A 6,110-nucleotide genomic window follows, 5' to 3' on the forward strand; every position below is an offset into this window, starting at 1 on the left:
TTAGGAGAACACATGCTAAAACGTAGACGCACGCAAAAACTAAAAAGAAATGTAATATATTCAACCGCTACTCGCCGTCGTATTATGTTACGTGGTTTACATAAAAAAATAATCTGGCGCCGCCGCATGTTTGCAATGCAGCAAATGGAAGCTCCAATATCAGAGCCACTTGCAAGTTAGCTTGAGCAAGGCTTATTTATTTGAGCATCACGAGCAGCTTTTTTGGCTGCTTTAATTTGCGCTCGACGATTTTTAAAAAACTCAGAAATAGTATTACCACATTGTTGAGCTAATACCCCACCACATACTTCCACCTGATGATTTAACCTAGGCTCTTGCAGTAAATTCATAATTGATCCTGCCGAACCCGTTTTTGCATCTGAGGCACCAAATACTAAGCGATTAATTCTGCTATGCACTAATAAACCAGCACACATAGAACACGGTTCAAGCGTTACATATAAAGTACAGTCGATTAAACGGTAATTATTAAGTACTTTGCCCGCCTCTCTCACGGCTATCATTTCGGCATGAGCAGAAGGATCGTTATCAGTAATTGAGCGATTATACCCGGCTGCTATAAGCTTATTATCTTTTACAACAACAGCCCCAACAGGGATTTCATTAAGTGCTTGTGCTTTAAGTGCATACTCTAAGGCTAATTCCATCCAGTAGGAATCATCAATTGGCTCGTTCATTCAATCAACTTAATTAACTTTTTATGCTCTAATTATACCAACTTAGGCTAATAAAGTGCCTTTGAGATTGGTTTATTGCAAAAATAAAACAAAATAGTGTGGTTTGTCATGGCTCATAGCTAGTGATTTACGCTATAATCTCACGCTTTTTTTATTTAGCTCACAACACGGGTAGCAAATGAAATTTCCTGGACGCCGCAGGCATAAACATTATTTTCCAGTGGAAGCCAAAGATCCACTTACCAATCAACTTAACGCAACAGAGCGATTACAACGTAGCTATATTACGGGTATCGACCAAATCGTTGTTGATATAGAGGCAAAAGTTGATCAAGCTTTCCTAGACGAGTTTCAATTGCGCAGAGGTATGTCGCAAGTTATTGATAGCGATATTACAAACGCCTTATACGACCGTTTAAAATTAAACGACATGGTTGATTACGAGTTTGCAGGTGGAACAATAGGTAACACTATGCACAATTACTCGGTACTTGCAGACGACCGCTCTGTTTTACTTGGTGTAATGAGTGAAAACATAAAAATAGGTAGCTACGCCTATCGCTTTTTGTGTAATACCTCAAGCCGAGTAGATTTAGATTACCTTCAACCTGTTGATGGGCCAATAGGTCGCTGTTTCACACTTATTGATGAAACTGGCGAGCGTACTTTTGCTATTAGCGCAGGGTTAATGAATCACTTACGCCCTGAGTCAATTGACAAAGAGCTAATTGAACAATCATCAGCTTTGGTTATAAGCGCTTACTTAATGCGTACTCAAGGTAATGAGACAATGACCGAAGCGACCATGCAGGCAGTTAAGTATGCCAACGATGCTGGCGTACCGGTAGTACTGACTCTTGGTACCAAGTTCCTTATTGAGCAAGATCCTACTTGGTGGGCTAACTTTGTTAATGAGCACGTAGATATACTTGCAATGAACGAAGAAGAAGGCCTAGCAATTACAGGTTTTGAAGACCCTCTTCTTGCTGCAGATAAAGCTCTCGACTGGGTAGATTTAGTTATTTGTACTGCAGGTGAAAAAGGTTTATTTATGGCAGGCTATGTTGATGACGAACTCAAGCGTGAAACTGAGTACCCGTTGTTACCAGGAGCTATTCCAGACTTTAACCGTTATGAGTTTTCTCGCGCTATGCGAAAAGAAGACTGTAAAACACCAATTAGAGCTTATAGCCACACGGCACCATTTATGGGTGGTCCTGATTCAATCAAAAATACAAACGGTGCTGGCGATTGCGCTTTAGCCGCAGTATTACATGATTTATCAGCTAACGTTTACCATAAATTAAACGTAGCAAACTCAGCTAAGCATCAGCAACAAGCCATTACTTACTCATCTCTTGCGCAAATTAGTAAATATGCAAACCGTGCAAGCTACGAAGTATTAGTTCAGCACTCTCCACGTTTATCCCGTGGTTTACCAGAGCGCGAAGACTGTCTTGAACAAGTGTATTGGGAGCAATAACGTAGGGAGCTAAATTAGCTCCCTATTGGTATTTTAAAAAATTGAAATATCGAGCTTTTTAGATAGCAGCTCTAGTGCTGCTATCCCTGCCACTGAATTACCAAAACTATTAAGCCCCGGGGAATACACAGCCACTGTAAACTTACCTGGTAATACCGCTAATATGGTTCCTGACACCCCTGATTTACCTGGCATACCAACCCTATAACCAAAATCACCGGCCGCATCATACAATCCACTTGTAAATAAGAGTGAGTTAAGCTGTTTGTTTTGGCGACTTGATAGCACACGTTTACCAGAGCTAAAATCAATCCCTTTATTAGCCAAAAAGTTATACGCCTTAGCAAGCTCAACACAGTTAAGCTCAATTGAGCAAAAATTAAAGTACGACCAAAGCACATCATCAACGTCATTTTCGAAATTGCCAAATGACTTCATTAAATGCGCCATGGCAGCATTTCTGTGTCTAAATTCATATTCAGAGTTAGCTACTTTTTTATCAATAACAATAGTGCTATTGCCTGAGAGTAACCTAAACGTTTCAAGCATTGAGTGACGCGGGGCAGATAAACGACTGTATAACGCATCACAGGTAACAATTGCACCAGCATTAATAAATGGGTTTCGTGGGATCCCTTTTTCAAACTCTAGCTGAGTTAAAGAGTTAAATGCAGTACCAGAAGGCTCTTTACCCACTCTATGCCAAAGCTCGTCACCATAGCGCTGCAAAGCCATAGTAAGAGTCATTACTTTAGAAACCGATTGAATAGTAAAACGTTTAGAGCAATCCCCTGCACATATAGTTTCACCATTAGTGGTGTAAATGGCGATAGAAAACTGCTCAGGATCAACCTCAGCAAGCGCAGGTATATAATCAGCTACTTTCCCTTGTGATAACAAAGGACGTACTTCATGTGCTATCTCATCAAGCACCTTTTGGTAATCAGCAGTCGGCAATCTATACCTCTATATCGTCATTGGTAAAAATTGGATTTTAGCACGCGGCAAGAGGCGCACCTAGTTTTGTTGATGAATTCAAAGGTGAGATTTTTTAAATTAAAAGCAAAAAACCGTTAAATCACTGTAACGGGTTTCTCTTAATTAATTTCTGGTAATGTCTTAGTGCCCACAGCGCTCGAGAGTCACAGTGAGATACTACACTATTATTGGTCGGGCTCGTCTTAGAGCTATTCGTTTGATGTATAGGAATACAAATGCCGCGGCGTGCAGGAGCGGCCACTACTGAATTCTGCATGGGATATTGGCTATTTACTAAACCCAGATAACAAAAAACCCGTCACATCTCTGTAACGGGTTTCTCTTAATTAAATCCTGGTAATGTCCTACTTTCACATAGCAAATGCTACACTATCATCGGCGCTGTTTCGTTTCACTACTGAGTTCGGCATGGAGTCAGGTGGGTCCAAAACGCTATTGTCACCAAGAAAATTCTTTTCAATTTTCTTATTTTTATTAAGTTTAAAGTCCTTCGACTGAATTTGAAGCCTGGTAATGTCCTACTTTCACATAGCAAATGCTACACTATCATCGGCGCTGTTTCGTTTCACTACTGAGTTCGGCATGGAGTCAGGTGGGTCCAAAACGCTATTGTCACCAAGCAAATTTGGTGCAAAGGATTAATGATAAGCACGTAGTGCTACTATTTCCTTTGCGCAAGGTGCCTCTACTTTAACGCTACGCGCTAAGAGTCACCTCATAAATTTGGAAAATATCTGATAATATTTTTTAATTTTCTAAGTAATATCTACTTTAGTCATTAACTTCTGTCGCTTTACTGTCACAAAACGCGTTTGGCGTTGTATGGTTAAGCCTCACGGGTAATTAGTACAAGTTAGCTTAATGGCTCACACCACTTCCACATCTTGCCTATCAACGTTGTAGTCTTCAACGGCCCTTCAGAGACTTTAAAAGTCTAGTGAGAAATCATCTCGAGGCCTGCTTCGCGCTTAGATGCTTTCAGCGCTTATCAGTTCCGAACGTAGCTACCGGGCAATGCCATTGGCATGACAACCCGAACACCAGCGGTTCGTTCACTCCGGTCCTCTCGTACTAGGAGCAACCCCTCTCAATTCTCAAACGCCCACGGCAGATAGGGACCGAACTGTCTCACGACGTTCTAAACCCAGCTCGCGTACCACTTTAAATGGCGAACAGCCATACCCTTGGGACCGACTTCAGCCCCAGGATGTGATGAGCCGACATCGAGGTGCCAAACACCGCCGTCGATATGAACTCTTGGGCGGTATCAGCCTGTTATCCCCGGAGTACCTTTTATCCGTTGAGCGATGGCCCTTCCATTCAGAACCACCGGATCACTATGACCTACTTTCGTACCTGCTCGACGTGTCTGTCTCGCAGTTAAGCTGGCTTCTACCATTACACTAACCGTACGATGTCCGACCGTACTTAGCCAACCTTCGTGCTCCTCCGTTACTCTTTGGGAGGAGACCGCCCCAGTCAAACTACCCACCAGGCACTGTCCGTAACCCCGATTCAGGGGCCAACGTTAGAACATCAAAACTACAAGGGTGGTATTTCAAGGACGACTCCAACAAAACTAGCGTCTCATCTTCAAAGTCTCCCACCTATCCTACACATGTAGGTTCAATGTTCAGTGCCAAGCTGTAGTAAAGGTTCACGGGGTCTTTCCGTCTAGCCGCGGGTACACAGCATCTTCACTGCGATTTCAATTTCACTGAGTCTCGGGTGGAGACAGCGTGGCCATGGTTACACCATTCGTGCAGGTCGGAACTTACCCGACAAGGAATTTCGCTACCTTAGGACCGTTATAGTTACGGCCGCCGTTTACCGGGGCTTCGATCAAGAGCTTCTCCCTAAGGATAACCCCATCAATTAACCTTCCGGCACCGGGCAGGTGTCACACCGTATACGTCATCTTGCGATTTTGCACAGTGCTGTGTTTTTAATAAACAGTCCCAGCCACCTGGTCACTGCGGCTCCCGTCCGCTTAGAGAGCAAGTCTCATCACAGATAGGAGCGTACCTTCTCCCGAAGTTACGGTACGATTTTGCCTAGTTCCTTCACCCGAGTTCTCTCAAGCGCCTTAGTATTCTCTACCTGACCACCTGTGTCGGTTTGGGGTACGATTCGGTATAATCTGAAGCTTAGAGGCTTTTCCTGGAAGTATGGCATCAACAACTTCATCACCTTGGTGACTCGTCTCGTGTCTCAGGTTTAATGTTCGTCCGGATTTACCTAAACAAACGCCCTACTCACTTTCACATGGACAACCATCGCCATGCTTGCTTAGCCTTCTCCGTCCCCCCATCGCAATTATACCAAGTACGGAAATATTAATCCGTTTCCCATCGACTACGCCTTTCGGCCTCGCCTTAGGGGTCGACTTACCCTACCCTGATTAACATGGGATAGGAACCCTTGGTCTTCCGGCGTGCGGGTTTTTCACCCGCATTATCGTTACTCATGTCAGCATTCGCACTTCTGATACCTCCAGCATGCCTCCCGGCACACCTTCAACGGCTTACAGAACGCTCCCCTACCACTCAACGTAAACGTTGAATCCGCAGCTTCGGTGCATAGTTTAGCCCCGTTACATCTTCCGCGCAGACCGACTCGACCAGTGAGCTATTACGCTTTCTTTAAAGGATGGCTGCTTCTAAGCCAACCTCCTGGCTGTCTGGGCCTTTCCACATCGTTTCCCACTTAACTATGACTTTGGGACCTTAGCTGGCGGTCTGGGTTGTTTCCCTCTTCACGACGGACGTTAGCACCCGCCGTGTGTCTCCCGGATATTACTTTACGGTATTCGGAGTTTGCAAAGGGTTGGTAAGTCGGGATGACCCCCTAGCCTTAACAGTGCTCTACCCCCGTAAGTATTCGTCCGAGGCTCTACCTAAATAGATTTCGGGGAGAACCAGCTATCTCCC

General features: G+C 44.1%; 4 protein-coding genes and 3 rRNA genes (1 of these 7 running past the window's edge). 2 read left to right on the top strand and 5 right to left on the bottom strand.

Features of this window, described 5'->3' with window-relative positions; translation table 11 throughout:
• Window positions 1-12 precede the first annotated feature (12 nt).
• A complete protein-coding gene (locus tag ALFOR1_RS12960) occupies window positions 13-180 on the top strand; it encodes a hypothetical protein (RefSeq protein ID WP_165491322.1) in 168 nt (55 codons plus the stop codon).
• Here the strand turns inward: ALFOR1_RS12960 and tadA are convergent.
• Window positions 177-698, bottom strand: a complete 522-nt coding sequence (gene tadA, locus ALFOR1_RS12965; RefSeq protein ID WP_058548712.1) for a tRNA adenosine(34) deaminase TadA — start codon at window positions 696-698, stop codon at window positions 177-179. The two genes, ALFOR1_RS12960 and tadA, sit on opposite strands and share 4 nt — an antisense overlap.
• Before the next feature lie 178 nt (window positions 699-876).
• Between tadA and ALFOR1_RS12970 the strand changes: the two genes are divergently transcribed.
• Window positions 877-2,181, top strand: a complete 1,305-nt coding sequence (locus ALFOR1_RS12970; protein WP_058548713.1) for an inosine/guanosine kinase — start codon at window positions 877-879, stop codon at window positions 2,179-2,181.
• A gap of 33 nt (window positions 2,182-2,214) precedes the next feature.
• On the opposite strand, the gene glsB is transcribed toward ALFOR1_RS12970, so the two are convergent.
• The 4 genes from glsB to ALFOR1_RS12990 all read right to left on the bottom strand — a co-directional run.
• Complete coding sequence (glsB, locus tag ALFOR1_RS12975; protein ID WP_058548714.1) at window positions 2,215-3,138, bottom strand: glutaminase B; 924 nt, start codon at window positions 3,136-3,138, stop codon at window positions 2,215-2,217.
• Between the two features lie 373 nt (window positions 3,139-3,511).
• Window positions 3,512-3,626, bottom strand: a 5S ribosomal RNA gene (gene rrf, locus ALFOR1_RS12980).
• A 59-nt stretch (window positions 3,627-3,685) separates the two neighbouring features.
• Window positions 3,686-3,800, bottom strand: a 5S ribosomal RNA gene (gene rrf, locus ALFOR1_RS12985).
• Window positions 3,801-4,002: 202 nt separating this feature from the next.
• A 23S ribosomal RNA gene (locus ALFOR1_RS12990) occupies window positions 4,003-6,110 on the bottom strand; it runs 782 nt beyond the window's last position.

The organism is Pseudoalteromonas carrageenovora IAM 12662 (genome assembly GCF_900239935.1).
Lineage (GTDB): Bacteria > Pseudomonadota > Gammaproteobacteria > Enterobacterales > Alteromonadaceae > Pseudoalteromonas > Pseudoalteromonas carrageenovora.

Bases quoted from the DNA above. Each gene is read 5' to 3' on its own strand.
- ALFOR1_RS12960 (WP_165491322.1), top strand. From the start codon at position 13: ATGCTAAAACGTAGACGCACGCAAAAACTAAAAAGAAATGTAATATAT.
- tadA (WP_058548712.1), bottom strand. From the start codon at position 698: ATGAACGAGCCAATTGATGATTCCTACTGGATGGAATTAGCCTTAGAG.
- ALFOR1_RS12970 (WP_058548713.1), top strand. From the start codon at position 877: ATGAAATTTCCTGGACGCCGCAGGCATAAACATTATTTTCCAGTGGAA.